The organism is Streptomyces sp. NPDC045998, from assembly GCF_056430285.1.
Genome location: NZ_JBWKLJ010000002.1, coordinates 841,194 through 855,576 on the forward strand (window position 1 = coordinate 841,194; position 14,383 = coordinate 855,576).

Below are 14,383 nucleotides of genomic sequence, written 5' to 3' on the forward strand. Positions count from 1 at the left end.
GCCGCCGTCGGCCTGCCGGTACTGCTGGGGTAGAGCGGGAGGCGGGGACCGGCCGCATCGCTGACGGCCTGTCAGGTCCGTAGGTCCCCCCCGGAGCTTGACCGATGGACGTGCGGGGACGTAATTTCAGCGCACCGACCCGTGAGCGCTGGAAAGGAGGCGAAGTCGGATGTCCATCTTCTCCGACCTGCATCGCCTCGTCCAGCAGGCCGCCTGGGTTCCGGGTCGCGTAGCACACGGCTGCTAAGCAGCCCTTTTCCGGTCTGCCCCCACGCGGGCCCGGTATCTTGCCATCCTTTTGGTTTCCTTCACCGCCTGCGGCACGTCGTTACGTGCCGGTTTGCGCGGGTTCTTGAGCTGCGCCACCGAAATAGAAGGCTTTCACATGGCGACTTGGACCATCAGATCGACCGCGCCCGGAAATGAGGACGTGCCATGGTAGCGGCGCGGATCACGGTCAATGGGAAAGAAGCACCGATTTCCCCGGCAGCACCCCACACCACGGTGCTGGATTTCCTGCGCGAGCGCGGCCTCACCGGCACGAAGGAGGGCTGCGCCGAGGGTGAATGCGGCGCGTGTTCCGTCCTTGTGGCCCGCCCCGGGACGGACAAGCCCACCGACTGGGTGGCGGTCAACGCCTGCCTCGTCCCGGTCGCGGCCCTCGACGGTCAGGAGATCGTCACCTCCGAGGGTCTCGCCACCCCCGGCGAAGCCGGCGAGCCCGCCGTGCTGCACCCGGTGCAGGAGGAGATGGCGGTCCGCGGCGGCTCCCAGTGCGGTTACTGCACACCGGGCTTCATCTGCAGCATGGCCGCCGAGTACTACCGGCCCGGCCGCTGCGCACACGCGGAACCGGCCGGCGGCGACACCGGCACCCATACCGACACCGACCCCGAGCACGGGCCGAACGGCTTCGACCTGCACGCGCTGAGCGGAAACCTGTGCCGCTGCACCGGTTACCGCCCGATCCGCGACGCCGCGTTCGCCGTCGGCGCGCCCGCCGAGGACGACCCGCTGGCCCAGCGCCGCGAGCAGTCCCCGCCCGCACCGGTCGCCACCGCGTACACCCAGGGCGACAGCACCTTCCTGCGGCCCGGCACCCTGGCCGAAGCGCTGCGGCTGCTGCGCGAGCGGCCCGACGCGGTGGTGGTGGCGGGATCCACCGACTGGGGCGTGGAGGTGAACATCCGCTCCCGCCGGGCGAGTTGCGTGGTCGCCGTCGACCGGCTGCCCGATCTGCGGCAGCTGCGCGTCGAAGCCGGCCACATCGAGATCGGGGCGGCGCTGACGCTCACCGAGATCGAACGCCGCCTCGACGGCAGCGTGCCGCTGCTGGCGGAACTGTTCCCGCAGTTCGCCTCCCGGCTCATCCGGAACAGCGCGACCCTCGGCGGCAACCTGGGTACCGGCTCCCCGATCGGCGACAGCCCGCCGGTGCTGCTGGCGCTGGACGCGTCGGTGGTGCTCGCCGACGCCGACGGAGAGCGCGAGGTCCCCCTCTCCGACTACTTCACCGGCTACCGGCAGAGCGTGCGCCGTCCCGATGAGCTGATCCGCGCGGTACGCGTCCCGCTGCCGCTGTCGCCGGTCGTCGCCTTCCACAAGATCGCCAAGCGGCGTTTCGACGACATCTCCAGCGTGGCCGTCGCCTTCGCGCTCGACATCCAGGACGGCGTCGTCCGCAGGGCACGCATCGGCCTGGGCGGCGTGGCCGCCACCCCGATCCGCGCCCTCGCCACCGAGGCGGCCCTGGAGGGCGAGCCGTGGGCGGCGGAGACCGTCGAGGCCGCGGCCCAGGTGCTGCGGGCCCAGGGCACGCCGATGGACGATCACCGCGCCAGCGCCGGCTATCGCTCCGCGATGCTCGGCCAGAGCCTGCGGAAGCTGTACGCGCAAACCACCGAGGCGGTGTCGTCATGAGCCAGTTGTCCGAGCGTCCCGAAAACCCCGCCGTCGGCGTGTCGATGCCGCACGAGAGCGCCCACCTGCACGTCACCGGCGCCGCGCTCTACACCGACGACCTGGTCCACCGCACCAAGGACGTCCTGCACGCCTACCCGGTCCAGGTCATGAAGGCCCACGGCACGATCACCGCGCTGCGCACCGAGCCCGCACTCGCCGTGCCCGGTGTGGTCCGCGTCCTCACCGGTGCCGACGTGCCCGGCGTCAACGACGCCGGAATGAAGCACGACGAACCGCTCTTCCCCGACGAGGTCATGTTCCACGGCCACGCCGTGGCCTGGGTGCTCGGCGAAACCCTGGAGGCGGCCCGGCTCGGTGCGGCGGCCGTCGAGGTGGAACTCGACGAACTGCCCTCCATCGTCACGCTGCGGGATGCCATCGAGGCGGGCAGCTTCCACGGCGCCCGGCCCATGATGGAGACGGGCGACGTGGACGCCGGCTTCGCCGACTCCGCGCACGTCTTCACCGGCGAGTTCCAGTTCTCCGAGCAGGAGCACTTCTACCTCGAGACGCACGCGGCGCTCGCCCATGTGGACGAGGCCGGGCAGATGTTCGTCCAGAGCAGCACCCAGCACCCGTCCGAGACGCAGGAGATCGTCGCGCACGTCCTCGGCCTGCACAGCCACGAGGTGACCGTGCAGTGCCTGCGCATGGGCGGCGGCTTCGGCGGCAAGGAGATGCAGCCGCACGGCTTCGCGGCCGTCGCCGCACTCGGCGCCAAGCTGACCGGCCGCCCGGTGCGGCTGCGGCTCAACCGCACCCAGGACCTGACCATGTCCGGCAAGCGGCACGGGTTCCACGCCACGTGGCGGATCGGCTTCGACGCCGACGGCCGCATCCAGGCCCTCGACGCCACCCTGACCGCGGACGGCGGCTGGAGCCTGGACCTGTCCGAGCCGGTGGTGGCCCGCGCGCTGTGCCACATCGACAACACGTACTGGATCCCCAACGCCCGCATCGCCGGTCGCATCGCCAAGACCAACAAGGTCTCCAACACCGCCTTCCGCGGCTTCGGCGGCCCCCAGGGCATGCTGGTGATCGAGGACATCATGGGCCGGTGCGCGCCGCTGCTCGGCCTGGATCCGACGGAGCTGCGCGAACGCAACTTCTACCGGCCGGGCCAGGGCCAGACGACGCCGTACGGACAGCCGGTCACCCACCCCGAACGGATCTCCGCCGTCTGGCGGCAGGTCAAGGACAACGCCGGCATCGACGACCGCCGACGCGAGATCGCGGCCTTCAACGCCGCGCACCCGCACACCAAGCGGGCGCTCGCGATCACCGGCCTGAAGTTCGGCATCTCGTTCAACCTGACCGCCTTCAACCAGGGCGGCGCGCTGGTACTGATCTACAAGGACGGCTCCGTCCTGATCAACCACGGCGGCACCGAGATGGGCCAGGGCCTGCACACCAAGATGCTGCAGGTCGCCGCGACCTCGCTCGGTATCCCGCTGCACAAGGTGCGGCTGGCCCCCACCCGTACCGACAAGGTGCCCAACACCTCCGCCACCGCCGCCAGCGCCGGGGCGGACCTCAACGGCGCGGCGGTGAAGAACGCCTGCGAGCAGCTGCGCGCGCGCCTGCTCCAGGTGGCCGCCACCCAGCTCGGGGCGAACGCCTCGGACGTACGCATCGTCCAGGGCGTCGCACGGGCGCTCGGCAGCGACAAGGAACTGGCCTGGGACGACCTGGTGCGCACCGCGTACCTCCAGCGCGTCCAGCTGTCGGCGGCCGGCTTCTACCGGACCGAGGGCCTGCACTGGGACGCCAAGACCTTCCGGGGCTCGCCGTTCAAGTACTTCGCCCACGGCGCCGCCGCGACCGAGGTGGAGGTGGACGGCTTCACCGGCGCGTACCGCATCCGGCGGGTGGACATCGTGCACGACGTGGGCGACAGCCTCTCCCCGATGATCGACATCGGCCAGGTCGAGGGCGGTTTCGTGCAGGGCGCGGGCTGGCTGACGCTCGAGGACATGCGCTGGGACACCGGCGACGGACCGCACCGAGGCCGGTTGCTGACGCAGGCGGCGAGCACGTACAAGCTGCCGAGCTTCTCGGAGATGCCCGAGGAGTTCCACGTCACGCTGCTCGAGAACGCCACCGAAGAGGGCGCGGTGTACGGGTCCAAGGCGGTGGGGGAGCCCCCGCTCATGCTGGCCTTCTCGGTCCGGGAGGCGTTGCGGCAGGCCGCCGCGGCGTTCGGGCCCGACGGGGTCAGCGTGGAACTGGCCTCCCCGGCGACACCGGAGGCCGTGTACTGGGCGATCGAAGCGGCCCGCGGTGGCGGCAAGGGCGGCGAGGCCCCGGCCCACGCGACCGCTCTCAGCAATGCCTGACATGACCTGGGTGTCCGCGGTCGCGCGGTTGCGAGCCCGCCGGGAGTCCGGCGTGCTCGTGACCGTCGCGACCGTGCGCGGCCACGCACCCCGCAAGGCCGGCGCCAAACTCGTCGTGGGACGGACCGACACCTGGGGTTCGATCGGCGGCGGCAACATCGAGGCGGTCGCGATCGACCGGGCCCGCGAACTGATCGCCACGCCCGACGCGGAGCCGGAGCTCATGGAGTTCGCCCTCAACGACAAGGTGACCGGCCGGCACGGTGTGCAGTGCTGCGGCGGCGCCGTCACCGTCCTGCTCGAACCGCTGCCGGTGGTCCCCGCGGTGGCGGTCTTCGGCGTCGGACACGTCGGGCTGGAGCTGGCCCGCATCCTGGCGCGCCACGACCTCGACCTGCACCTGGTGGACACTCGCCCCGACATGCTCACCGACGAACGGCTCGGTGTGCTCGCGGACGCGGTGGCGCAGGTCCACGTGCACCACACACCGCTGCTTCCGGAGGAGGTGCTCGGCGAGCTGGCGCCCGGCACCCACGTGCTGATCATGACGCACGATCACGCCGAGGACGCGGCGCTGTGCGACGCCGCCCTGCGTACCACCGGTCTCGGCTCGATCGGACTGATCGGCTCGGCCGCCAAGTGGACGCGGTTCCGGCATCGTCTGGCCACCGAGGGCGGCCACGACGCCGCCACCATCGACCGGATCAGGACCCCGATCGGCATCACCGGGATCACCGGCAAGGAACCCGCCACGATCGCGGTGAGCGTCGCGGCCGACCTGCTCCTGACCTTCGAGCGGGAACACCGCCCACCGGCGCGGTAGCCCTCGCCGTCGGCCGTCGGGCCCGTGGACACGACGGGTGGGCCGCCGACCCGCGGAGAGGGGCCGGCGGCCAGGAGGGCAGGGGTCAGGAGGTCAGGAGGTCAGGAGACGGAGGCGGTTTCCGGGTCGAGGCCTCGGGCGGTGACCAGCTGGGCCGTGCCGTCGGCGAGCCGGTACGACAGGCCCACGACGGCGGCCCGGCCGCCCGCGACGGCCTCGGCCAGGACCTTGGAGCGGTCCAGCAGGAGATCGACGGTGTGCCGGATGTGCCCGGTGATGAAGTCCGCGTCCTCGGTGTGGCCGGCGGCGCGGGTGGCCAGCACGCTGGGGGTCACCCTCTCGATCACGTCCCGCACGTACCCGCCGACGGCCGTGCCCTCCTCGACGGCCGCGCGGGTGGCCGCGACCGCGCCGCAGGCGTCATGGCCGAGGACCACGACCAAGGGGCTGCCGAGCACGCTGACCGCGTACTCGATGCTGCCCAGCACTTCGGATCCGACCACGTGCCCGGCGGTCCGTACGACGAAGAGATCGCCGAGCCCGCGGTCGAAGACGATCTCGGCGGCCAGCCGGGAGTCCGAGCAGCCGAACATCACGGCGAACGGGTACTGGGCCGGCGCGGTCTCGGCCCGGCGGGCGGCGTCCTGGTTGGGGTGCTCCGGCGAACCAGCGACGAATCGCTTGTTGCCGACCAGCAGCACCTCGAAGGCTTCACGGGGCGTCAACGTCTGGGCAGGAGTCATGGGACCAGATTACGGCCCTGACCTCGCAGGGAGCTGCAGCGGGGCCCGCGGATGTCCGGATGATCCGCGAGTATCCCGGACCGTGTCCCCGCACCATGGCCGGCACATGTCACCGCGGGGTCTCACCGGTGAACGACTCGTCTGCGTCGCCGTGCCCGGGCGGCGCGGGCAGCCCCTCCAGCAGGTGGCCCAGCGCGCCCCCGACGAGACGGCACACGTCGTCGGCGTCGGCGTCGGCCAGGGGCTGCCTGCCGACCACCACCCGCATCAGGCCGATGCCCAGGAGCCACGACAGCGCGAGATCGGCGCGAAGCCCCCGGTCGTCCGCGGTGCTCAGGGTGGCGAGGGCGCGGGCGTACTCGTCACCCAGCGCGGTCACCACCGCCCCCACCTCGTCGTCGCCGCCCACCGAACGCAGCAGGGTCGCCAGCGACCGGCCCGTCCCCGCGTGTTCGCCCTCGGAGGTGGGATGCAGCAGGCTCCGCAACACGACCTCGACCAACCGCTCCGGCGGCGTGCTGCGCAGCTGCTCGTGCCCGCCCTGCGCGACCACCTCACCGAAGAGGGCCTGCTTCGAGCCGAAATGGCGGAACAGCAGCGCCTGGTTGACCCCCGCGCGGGCGGCGATGTCCCGTACCGTCGCCCGGTCGTAACCCCGCTCGGCGAACAGGGCCGACGCGGCCGCCAGCAACCGTTCCCGGGTCGTCGTGCCCGTCTGCGCGGGCTCCGCGCCCGTCCCGTCGACGGCCGGCCCGGCCTCCGCCGCAGGCTTCGTCCCCATCCCGCCCGCCGGCCCGGCTTCCGCCGCAGGCTCCGCCCCCGCCCCGTCGACGGCCGGCCCGGCCTCCGCCGCAGGCTTACCCACCGCCTCCCCCACGGCCTTCGCAACCGCCATTTTCCGCCACCCCTCCCTCGTCCGGCGCATCGTCCAAGGGCCTTCGCCCCGGCCGCCGTTGACTGTCCACCCGCCCCACCCTAGGTTCGTAAGCAGCTGCTTACACCAGGGAGGTCACCCCCGATGACGACCACTGACGAGCAGGCCCCGCTCGTCTACCCGTTCAACGAGCCCGAAGGGCTCGGCCTGGCCGAGGCGTACACCGAGGCGCTCGAACGCCCCGGCCTGTTACGCGTACGGATGGCCTACGGCGAGCCCGCCTGGCTGGCCACCCGGTACGCCGACGCCCGCCTGGTCCTCGGCGACCGGCGCTTCAGCCGGGCGGACGCACTGCAGCACGACGAGCCCCGCCAGTCCGAGGGGCGGCAGGACGCCGGCATCCTCAGCATGGACCCGCCCGAGCACACCCGGCTGCGCACGCTGGTGGCGAAGGCCTTCACGGTCCACCAGGTGGAGAAGCTGCGCCCGCAGGTACGGGACCTGGCGCACGGCTTCCTCGACGAGATGGAGGCCGCCGGACCGCCCGCCGACCTCGTCGAGTCGTACGCGCTGCCCATCCCGGTCGCCGTGATCTGCCGGATGCTGGGCGTCCCGGAGGAGGACCGGCCCAAGTTCCGGGTGTGGAGCGACGCCGCCCTGTCCACGAGCTCGCTGACCGCCGAGGAGTTCCTGCGCCACCGCGAGGACCTGCGCGCCTACATGGCGGCGTTGATCGAGGACCACCGCGTCAGCCCCCGCCCCGACCTGATGACGGGGCTGATCGAGGCCCGCGACACCGGGGACCGGCTCACCGAGCTGGAACTGGTCGACCTGTGCGTCGGCATCCTGGTGGCCGGCCACGAGACCACGGCCAGCCAGATCCCGAACTTCCTCTACGCGCTCCTCGAACACCCCGACCAGCTCCAGTTGCTCCGCGAGCGGCCGGAGCTCATCGCGGGCGCGGTCGAGGAACTGCTCCGCTTCGTCCCCCTCGGCAGCGCGGCGGCGTTCCCCCGCTACGCCAAGGAGGACATCGAGGTGGGCGGCACCCTGGTACGCGCGGGGGAGCCGGTGCTGGTGGCGGTCGGCGCGGCCAACCGCGACGCGCTCAAGTTCGACGCGCCGGGCCGGCTGGACGTCACCCGCACCGGGGTGCAGCACCTCGGCTTCGGCCACGGCGTCCACCACTGCCTGGGCGCGCCGCTGGCCCGCCTCGAACTCCAGGAGGCGCTCCAGGCGCTGATCACCCGCTTTCCCCGGATCCACCTCGCGGGTGACGTCGCCTGGAAGAACGAGATGCTGGTCCGCGGGCCGCGTGTGATGCCGGTGGGGTGGTGACCGCGGTGACCTGGACCCTGGAGGTGGCCCAGGACCAGTGCATGGGCTCCGGCATGTGCGCGGGCCTGGCCCCGGACCTGTTCCGCCTGGAGGGCGAGTGGGCGGAGCCGGTCCGCGAGGAGCTCGCTCCCGACGAACGCGCCCTGGACGCGGCCGACTCCTGCCCGGCACTGGCCATCGTCGTGCGCGACGGCCACCGCACCGTCGGCCCGCGCCCCTGACACGCGCGCCGCGTCCCGGTCGCCGGCGGGGCGACCGGGGCACGGCGGGGACCCCGTCGGGATCAGTCGAGGTCGGTGCTGCCGTGCACGACCGTGCCGCCGACCATGGTCAGCAGCACCTTCGTCTGGGCGATCTCCTCGTCGGGGACCTTCATGACGTTGCGGTCCAGCACGATCAGGTCGGCGAGCTTGCCGGTCTCCAGCGAGCCGGTGTGCTTCTCCTGCCGGAGCTGGTACGCGCCGTTGACGGTGGCCGCGCGCAGGGCGGCCGCACGGCTCAGGCGCTGGTGCGGCGTCATCGGGCCCTGCTTGGCGTAGGGGCTGTCGGGGGCGGCGGTGCGGGTGATGACCGTCTTGATGGCGGTCCACTCGTCGAGCGGGTCGACCGGCCAGTCGCTGCCCAGCGAGATGCGGCCGCCGCTCTGGAAGATGTCCCCTTCCGGCTCGTACAGCGCCCAGCGTTTGGTCCCGAGGTACGGCTTGACCGACTCGACGGAGTCGGGGGCGGGCTTGGCCCAGTGGAACCCCATGGCGGCGACGACGTCCAGCCTGCCGAACCGCTTGATGTCGGCGGGGTCGACCAGTTCGGCGTGGGCGACGGTGAGCCGGCTCGTGCGGTCGCCCTGCTCGCGGACGCGGGCGAAGGAGTTGAGGGCGGTACGGACCGACCGGTCGCCGATGGCGTGGATGTGCGGGTCGAGCCCGGCTTTCGTCAGCTCGAGGACGATGTCGTCGAGCTGCTCCTGCTTCCAGTACTGGGCGCCGGTCTTCGTCCCGGGGCGGCACGCGCCGTGGCCGCATTCCAGGTAGGGCTCGATCAGCCCGGCGGTCTGGGCCGGGTACTGCAGTACGCCGTCGAGGAACAGCTTCGTGTTGCGTACCGCGACCGCCGGTTTGGCGGCGATCGCGCCCCCGTCGTAGCGGTCGCGCAGCGCGGTGACCTTCTCGACCGGACGCTCGTCGCCCACGTTCACCAGCGGGGCGAAGTGGGCCCGTGCGGTGAGCTCGCCCTCCTTGGCGAGGGAGGAGAAGGAGCCGATGGCCTCCTCGGACGCCATGGCGTCCATGAAGGTGGTCACCCCCTGCTCGGCGAGCGCGGCCAAGGCGGTGCGGGCGATCTTCAGGTTCTCCGCGGCGGTCGGCCGGGGGATCTTCGCCGTGACGAGATCGCCCGCACCGTCCTCCAGGATGCCGGTCGGCTCGCCCTTCGCGTCCCGCGCGATGGTGCCGTTGGACGGGTCCTTGGTCGCGGCGGTGATCCCGGCGATCTCCAGGGCCCGGCTATTCACCAGCACGGTGTGTCCGTCCGTGGACTTGACGACGATGGGCCGTTCGGTGTCCAGCACGTCCAGGTCGACCTTGGTCACCTTGGTCCCCGACGGGCGCATGGCCTGGGCGTACCAGTGCTCCACCTGGACCCAGCTGTCGGGCTTCTCGCCCTTGGTCTTCTCCAGATACGCCCGGATCCGGCCCTGGAACTCCTCGACCGTGAGCGGTGCGTACGCGAGGTCGCAGCCGAGCAGCCCCTGCCCGCCGGACATCGGGTGGAGGTGCCCGTCGTGCAGACCCGGCATGACCATCCTGCCGCGCAGGTCGACCACCTCGGTGCCCTTGCCGATGTGGCGGGAGGCCCCCTTGTCGGTGCCGACGTAGACGATGCGCCCGCCGGAGACCGCCAGCGCCTGGTGCACGCTGTCCTCGGCGTCGACGGTGTAGACGTAACCGCCGGTGAGCACGAGATCGGCACCGCGCTCGGGCTTCTCGTCACCCGGTGCGCAACCGTCGAGAAGGACCGCCGTCGCGGCGACCGCGCCGGTGGCCAGAACCGTCCGGCGTCGTGGAGTACCGCTCATCATCTTCGACCTCGTGCTCTGTGGGTCCTGCGTCACATGGAGGACCGTAGAGCCTGCGGTTTCCGTGCCCGGGTGATCACGGCGAGGGAGTAACTGCCTCTATTTCCAAGGTGCGTAGCCCTATCCCGCCCGGGAAGCGAAGAGGTAGCCGCGGGTGCCACTGCGGAAACGTGCGCCCATGGCGCGCACTTCCGCAAGCTGGAAACCGCAGCTGCGCCCGATTCGTCCCTTTCCAAATTTTCCTTTCCTTCTACAGGTATCCCGGTGGGGGAGCCGTCGACGGCCCTCCCGCCCGCTTCGGGAGACGTCCGGATGTGACACAAGCTCGTCATTGCGGCCGTACCGGCCGCGGACCGACGATGTGGACATGCCCAAGATCAGTCACCGCGTCGTGATCGCGGTCTTCCCCGACGTCGACCTGCTCGACGTCACCGGGCCGGCCGAGGTCTTCACGCTGGCCAACCGGGAGTCGCGCGGCCGCGCTCGCTACCAGGTGCGCCTGGCCGGGCCCGGCCAGGCCGGGGAGGCGGTCGCCACTTCGGCGGGCGTACGCCTCGTCACCGACATCGGCTTCGCCGACGTCGGCGCCGCGGTGGACACGCTCCTCGTCCCCGGCGCGGTGGAGGCGCACGCCGACGGCCCCCGGCCCCGGATCGACCGCCACGTCGTGGACTGGATCAGGGACACCGCTCCCCACGCGCGGCGGATCGCCTCCGTGTGCGTGGGTGCGCACCTGCTGGCGGCGGCCGGTCTGCTGGACGGCAAGGCCGCGACCACCCACTGGTCCACGGCCGACCGGCTCGCCGCCGACCACCCGCGGGTCACCGTCGACCCCGACCCGATCTTCATCCGCTCCGGCCGGGTGTGGACCGGGGCGGGCATCAGCGCCTGCCTGGACCTGGCCCTCGCCCTGGTCGCGGAGGACCACGGCGAGGACCTCGCGCTCGCGGTCGCCCGCCACCTGGTGGTGTACCTCAAACGGCAGGGCGGCCAAAGCCAGTTCAGCGTGCCGATCAGCCGGCCGCCGACGTCCCGCAGGGACATCGACGAACTGCGCCTGTATGTCGCCGACCACCTCACCGCGGACCTGTCGGCGGCCGCGCTGGCGGCCCGCATGTGCCTGAGCGAGCGACACTTCGCCCGCGTCTTCACCCAGGAGACCGGGACGACCCCCGCCGCGTACGTCGAGGCGCTGCGGGTAGAGGCCGCCCGCCGCCTGCTGGAAACCACCGACCAGCCCCTGGAGGAGATCGCCCGGGCCACCGGGCTCCGCTCGGTGGAGACCCTCCACCGCGCCTTCCGGCGGCAGATCGCCACGAGCCCCGCCGCGTACCGGCGCCGGTTCCGTACGACCACGGCCTGACCGGCCGACAGCCCGGCCCGGACCAACACCGGCCCGGCTTCACCCCCCTTCGAGAGGAAGACCACCATGTCCACGCCCATATCCATGTCTGCGTCCACGCCCACGCCCGTGTCCGCGACCCTGCGCGAGGTGATCGGTCTGCACAACGAGCTGCCGAACCTCGCCGACGCCACCCTCGTCATGATCGACTTCCAGAACACCTACCGCACCGGCGTCATGGCCCTGGAGGGAGCCGAGGAAGCTCTGGCCGCCGCCGCGCGGCTGCTGTCCGCCGCCCGGGCGCAGGGCGCGCGCGTGGTGCACGTCGTCAACGACGGCGGCGAGGGCACCCCGTACGACATCCGCGCCGAGATCGGCGCCATCAGCCCCGAAGTCGCCCCGGTCGAGGGGGAGCCGGTGGTGGTCAAGCGGGTTCCGAACGCCTTCCACGACACCGAGCTGCAGAAGACGTTGGGCGAGCTGGGCGCGGGTCCGGAACTGGTGCTGGCCGGATTCATGACCCACATGTGCGTCACCTTCACCGCACAGGGCGCCTTCAACCTCGGCTACCGTCCCACCGTCGTCGCCGAGGCCAGCGCCACCCGCGCGTTGCCCGCCCCCGACGGCACCGCCCTGCCCGCCGAGGTCCTGCACAATGCCGCCCTGGCCACCATCGCCGACTTGTTCGGCCCGATAGCGCGCCGGGTGCGGGACCTCACGGCCTGACGGCTGGGGGAGGGATCGGAGGACGGCTCGGGGGAGGGCTCGGAGAGGGGCGAAGACCTTTCGGGTGAACAACGGCAGGGGGCGCAGGACCCGCCCGCGGCAGACGGGGATACGGACCCTGTGCCTCCGCCCCTCTCGGGCGACGCCGTGACACGAAGGAACCCGCCATGACCGTGCCCTCCACCATCGACCACCACGCCAGGGGCTACAGCGTCCAGCTCGCCTACTGGATGGCCCAGGCGGCCGACCTGGCGTACAAGGACGAGGCGACCATCGCGCGCAAGGCCCGCGAGTGGGGCTTCGACGAGGTACGCCACCACCACACCCGGTTCACGCCGCCGTTCCCCCTCCAGGACACCCAGGCGTACACGATGGCCAGCGACCACATGATCATCACCGGGTTCCGGGGCACCGAGCCCGCGCAGATCCGCGACTGGCTCTCCGACGCCACCACCCCGCCCTGGCCCGGCCCCGCCGGCACCGGCTACATCCACTACGGCTTCGGCGAGGCCCTCGACTCCGTCTTCCCCGCCGTCAGGGACGCCCTCGCCGAACTCCGCGACGGCGACCAGACCGTCTGGTTCACCGGGCACAGCCTCGGCGGCGCCCTCGCGATGCTCGCCGGCTGCCGCATGTACCTGGAGGAGCCACGCCTCCAGGCCGACGGCATCTACACCTACGGCCAGCCCCGCACCTGCGACCGGCTGCTCGCGGCCGCCTGCAACAAGGGCTTCAAGGACCGGCTGCACCGTTTCGTCAACAACAACGACATCGTCCCGCAGCTGCCCCCGGAGCCCGCGTACACCCACGTCGACACGTTGCGCTACATCGACTCCCACGGCAGGATCCGCAGCTCGATGCCGGTGCTCGGCATCCTGACCGACCGCGTCAAGGGCGCGACCGCCGACCTCCTCGCCCCGGCGAGCGACGGAGTGCGGGACCACTTCATGCACCGGTACGTCTCCGCCCTGGAGAAGAACCTGCACTGATCGCCACTTCGCCCCCGGGCCGGCGGGAGACCTCACCGCACGGCCGCCGGCCGCCAGGGCAGGGGCGATGGGAGCCGGCGGCCGTACACGGCGCCTACCCCACCGACCGCGCCGGTCCTCCCGGGCCTCTCGGCCCGCGCCCCTGCCGGCCAGGGACGTGCCGGCCCCCGAACGCCTCCGGCGACATCCCGACCGCCCTCGGCACCGCGGTCCGGCCCCAGGGCCGTTCGGACGCCCGGGTGGCGGCCTCGCGGCCGGCGTCGTAGACCTGAGTGCATGGGCGAGGAGAAGACGTCGTGGCACCCCGGCGAGATCGTGCCGGCCAGCGGGATCTACGAGTGCGACTGCGGCGGCGAGCACCACTGGAGCACGGACGTGAAGGGCCACCGCTTCCCGCCGCTGCCGACCGGCTGCTCGGGCGAGTACTGGACGCTGAAGACCCAGGCGCACCCTGAGGACCAGCTCGGCTGACCCGCACCGGCGGGCCGCCGGCCCGGTCACGAGCGGGGGGCGCCGATCTGGTGATCGACCGCGTCCCGCCAGTACTCGGCGACGGTCGGCGACGAGCCGCCACCCGCTCCCCGCACGGGCGCGCCGAGGTCGGCTGCCGGGGCGGGGCGGGCGTTCGCCAGCACGGCGTGTTCGTCGCTCGCGTCGTGCCACGACGCGGTGGCGAAGACGTACTTCCCGCCGATGGCCAGGCGTGGCTTGTCCGCGGGCTGTGTCAGCGTGATCGTGCCGCGCACTCCGCCCTTGAAGACGTGCCCGACGCGCACCTCGTACAGGTCAGAGGGGATCTCGGCGATGGTACGCCGCCCGGCGTGGCGCATGACGGTGCCGTGGAAGACGTCATCGGCGCTGCCGACGATCCTCCGGGCGCTTTCGGGGGCGTGGACGGTGACGGTCGCGCTCCGCGCGGAGGGAGCGGTGACGTGGCGGTGGGTGAAGTAGCCGGCGACGGCCAGAATCGCGAGGGCGGCTGCGGCGAGGGCGACGGCGACATGCTTCTTCATGGTCTTCCCAACGGGGAGGCGGCGGTGTGCTTCATCACGCCTTCGTAGAAGGGCGGGCTTCCGCACCGCAGCACAACGGCCCGCGTGTCACCCGCTCGCGCGTACAAGTCGTATCGGAGGGACGGCCGCCGACACGCGCGGCGGATACGCGGAGCCCGCGTGG

At 72.2% G+C, this 14,383-nt stretch carries 13 protein-coding genes; 9 read left to right on the forward strand and 4 right to left on the reverse strand.

From position 1 onward, the window contains the following. The first annotated feature begins 435 nt into the window (after nt 1-435). Genes AC07FJ_RS08750 through xdhC form a run of 3 tightly spaced genes read left to right on the forward strand, consistent with a single transcriptional unit; the run spans nt 436 to nt 5,121 of the window. Nucleotides 436-1,920 (forward strand): xanthine dehydrogenase small subunit, encoded by a 1,485-nt coding sequence (locus AC07FJ_RS08750; protein WP_479046775.1) that lies wholly within the window; start codon nt 436-438, stop codon nt 1,918-1,920. Continuing rightward, nucleotides 1,917-4,298 carry a xanthine dehydrogenase molybdopterin binding subunit gene (gene xdhB, locus AC07FJ_RS08755; protein ID WP_479046777.1) on the forward strand — a complete coding sequence of 794 codons (2,382 nt, stop codon included), beginning with the start codon at nt 1,917-1,919 and terminating at the stop codon, nt 4,296-4,298. The genes AC07FJ_RS08750 and xdhB overlap by 4 nt, the downstream gene beginning before the upstream one ends. Before the next feature lies 1 nt (nt 4,299). Further along, nucleotides 4,300-5,121: a xanthine dehydrogenase accessory protein XdhC gene (gene xdhC, locus AC07FJ_RS08760; RefSeq protein WP_361427373.1), complete on the forward strand. Its 822-nt coding sequence runs from the start codon at nt 4,300-4,302 to the stop codon at nt 5,119-5,121. Nucleotides 5,122-5,222: 101 nt separating this feature from the next. Here xdhC and AC07FJ_RS08765 read toward each other — a convergent pair whose 3' ends face one another. After that, a complete protein-coding gene (locus AC07FJ_RS08765) occupies nt 5,223-5,864 on the reverse strand; it encodes a carbonic anhydrase (protein WP_479046778.1) in 642 nt (213 codons plus the stop codon). Between the two features lie 109 nt (nt 5,865-5,973). Beyond that, nucleotides 5,974-6,759 carry a TetR/AcrR family transcriptional regulator gene (locus tag AC07FJ_RS08770; RefSeq protein ID WP_479046780.1) on the reverse strand — a complete coding sequence of 262 codons (786 nt, stop codon included), beginning with the start codon at nt 6,757-6,759 and terminating at the stop codon, nt 5,974-5,976. A 123-nt stretch (nt 6,760-6,882) separates the two neighbouring features. Here AC07FJ_RS08770 and AC07FJ_RS08775 point away from each other — a divergent pair, with 123 nt between their 5' ends. Together AC07FJ_RS08775 and AC07FJ_RS08780 are read left to right on the forward strand one after the other, a co-directional pair. Beyond that, the gene (locus AC07FJ_RS08775) at nt 6,883-8,076 is read left to right on the forward strand and encodes a cytochrome P450 (protein WP_361427379.1); all 1,194 of its coding nucleotides are present in this window, start codon (nt 6,883-6,885) and stop codon (nt 8,074-8,076) included. 5 nt (nt 8,077-8,081) lie between these two features. Next, nucleotides 8,082-8,297, forward strand: a complete 216-nt coding sequence (locus AC07FJ_RS08780; RefSeq protein WP_479046782.1) for a ferredoxin — start codon at nt 8,082-8,084, stop codon at nt 8,295-8,297. A 62-nt stretch (nt 8,298-8,359) separates the two neighbouring features. Here the strand turns inward: AC07FJ_RS08780 and AC07FJ_RS08785 are convergent, their stop codons facing one another. Then, on the reverse strand, nt 8,360-10,186 hold the full coding sequence (locus AC07FJ_RS08785) for an amidohydrolase (RefSeq protein WP_479046785.1): 1,827 nt from the start codon (nt 10,184-10,186) through the stop codon (nt 8,360-8,362). Between the two features lie 331 nt (nt 10,187-10,517). Between AC07FJ_RS08785 and AC07FJ_RS08790 the strand changes: the two genes are divergently transcribed. The 4 genes from AC07FJ_RS08790 (at nt 10,518) to AC07FJ_RS08805 (ending at nt 13,678) form a co-directional block, all read left to right on the forward strand. Further along, nucleotides 10,518-11,513, forward strand: a complete 996-nt coding sequence (locus AC07FJ_RS08790) for a GlxA family transcriptional regulator (RefSeq protein ID WP_479046787.1) — start codon at nt 10,518-10,520, stop codon at nt 11,511-11,513. Between the two features lie 66 nt (nt 11,514-11,579). Next, nucleotides 11,580-12,218, forward strand: coding sequence for an isochorismatase family protein (locus AC07FJ_RS08795; protein WP_479046789.1), 639 nt, complete (start codon nt 11,580-11,582; stop codon nt 12,216-12,218). Between the two features lie 167 nt (nt 12,219-12,385). Next, nucleotides 12,386-13,207: a lipase family protein gene (locus AC07FJ_RS08800; protein WP_479046791.1), complete on the forward strand. Its 822-nt coding sequence runs from the start codon at nt 12,386-12,388 to the stop codon at nt 13,205-13,207. A 276-nt stretch (nt 13,208-13,483) separates the two neighbouring features. Beyond that, the gene (locus AC07FJ_RS08805) at nt 13,484-13,678 is read left to right on the forward strand and encodes a hypothetical protein (protein WP_361427394.1); all 195 of its coding nucleotides are present in this window, start codon (nt 13,484-13,486) and stop codon (nt 13,676-13,678) included. 26 nt (nt 13,679-13,704) lie between these two features. Here AC07FJ_RS08805 and AC07FJ_RS08810 read toward each other — a convergent pair whose 3' ends face one another. Beyond that, a complete protein-coding gene (locus AC07FJ_RS08810) occupies nt 13,705-14,220 on the reverse strand; it encodes a hypothetical protein (RefSeq protein WP_479046793.1) in 516 nt (171 codons plus the stop codon). Nucleotides 14,221-14,383 lie beyond the last annotated feature (163 nt).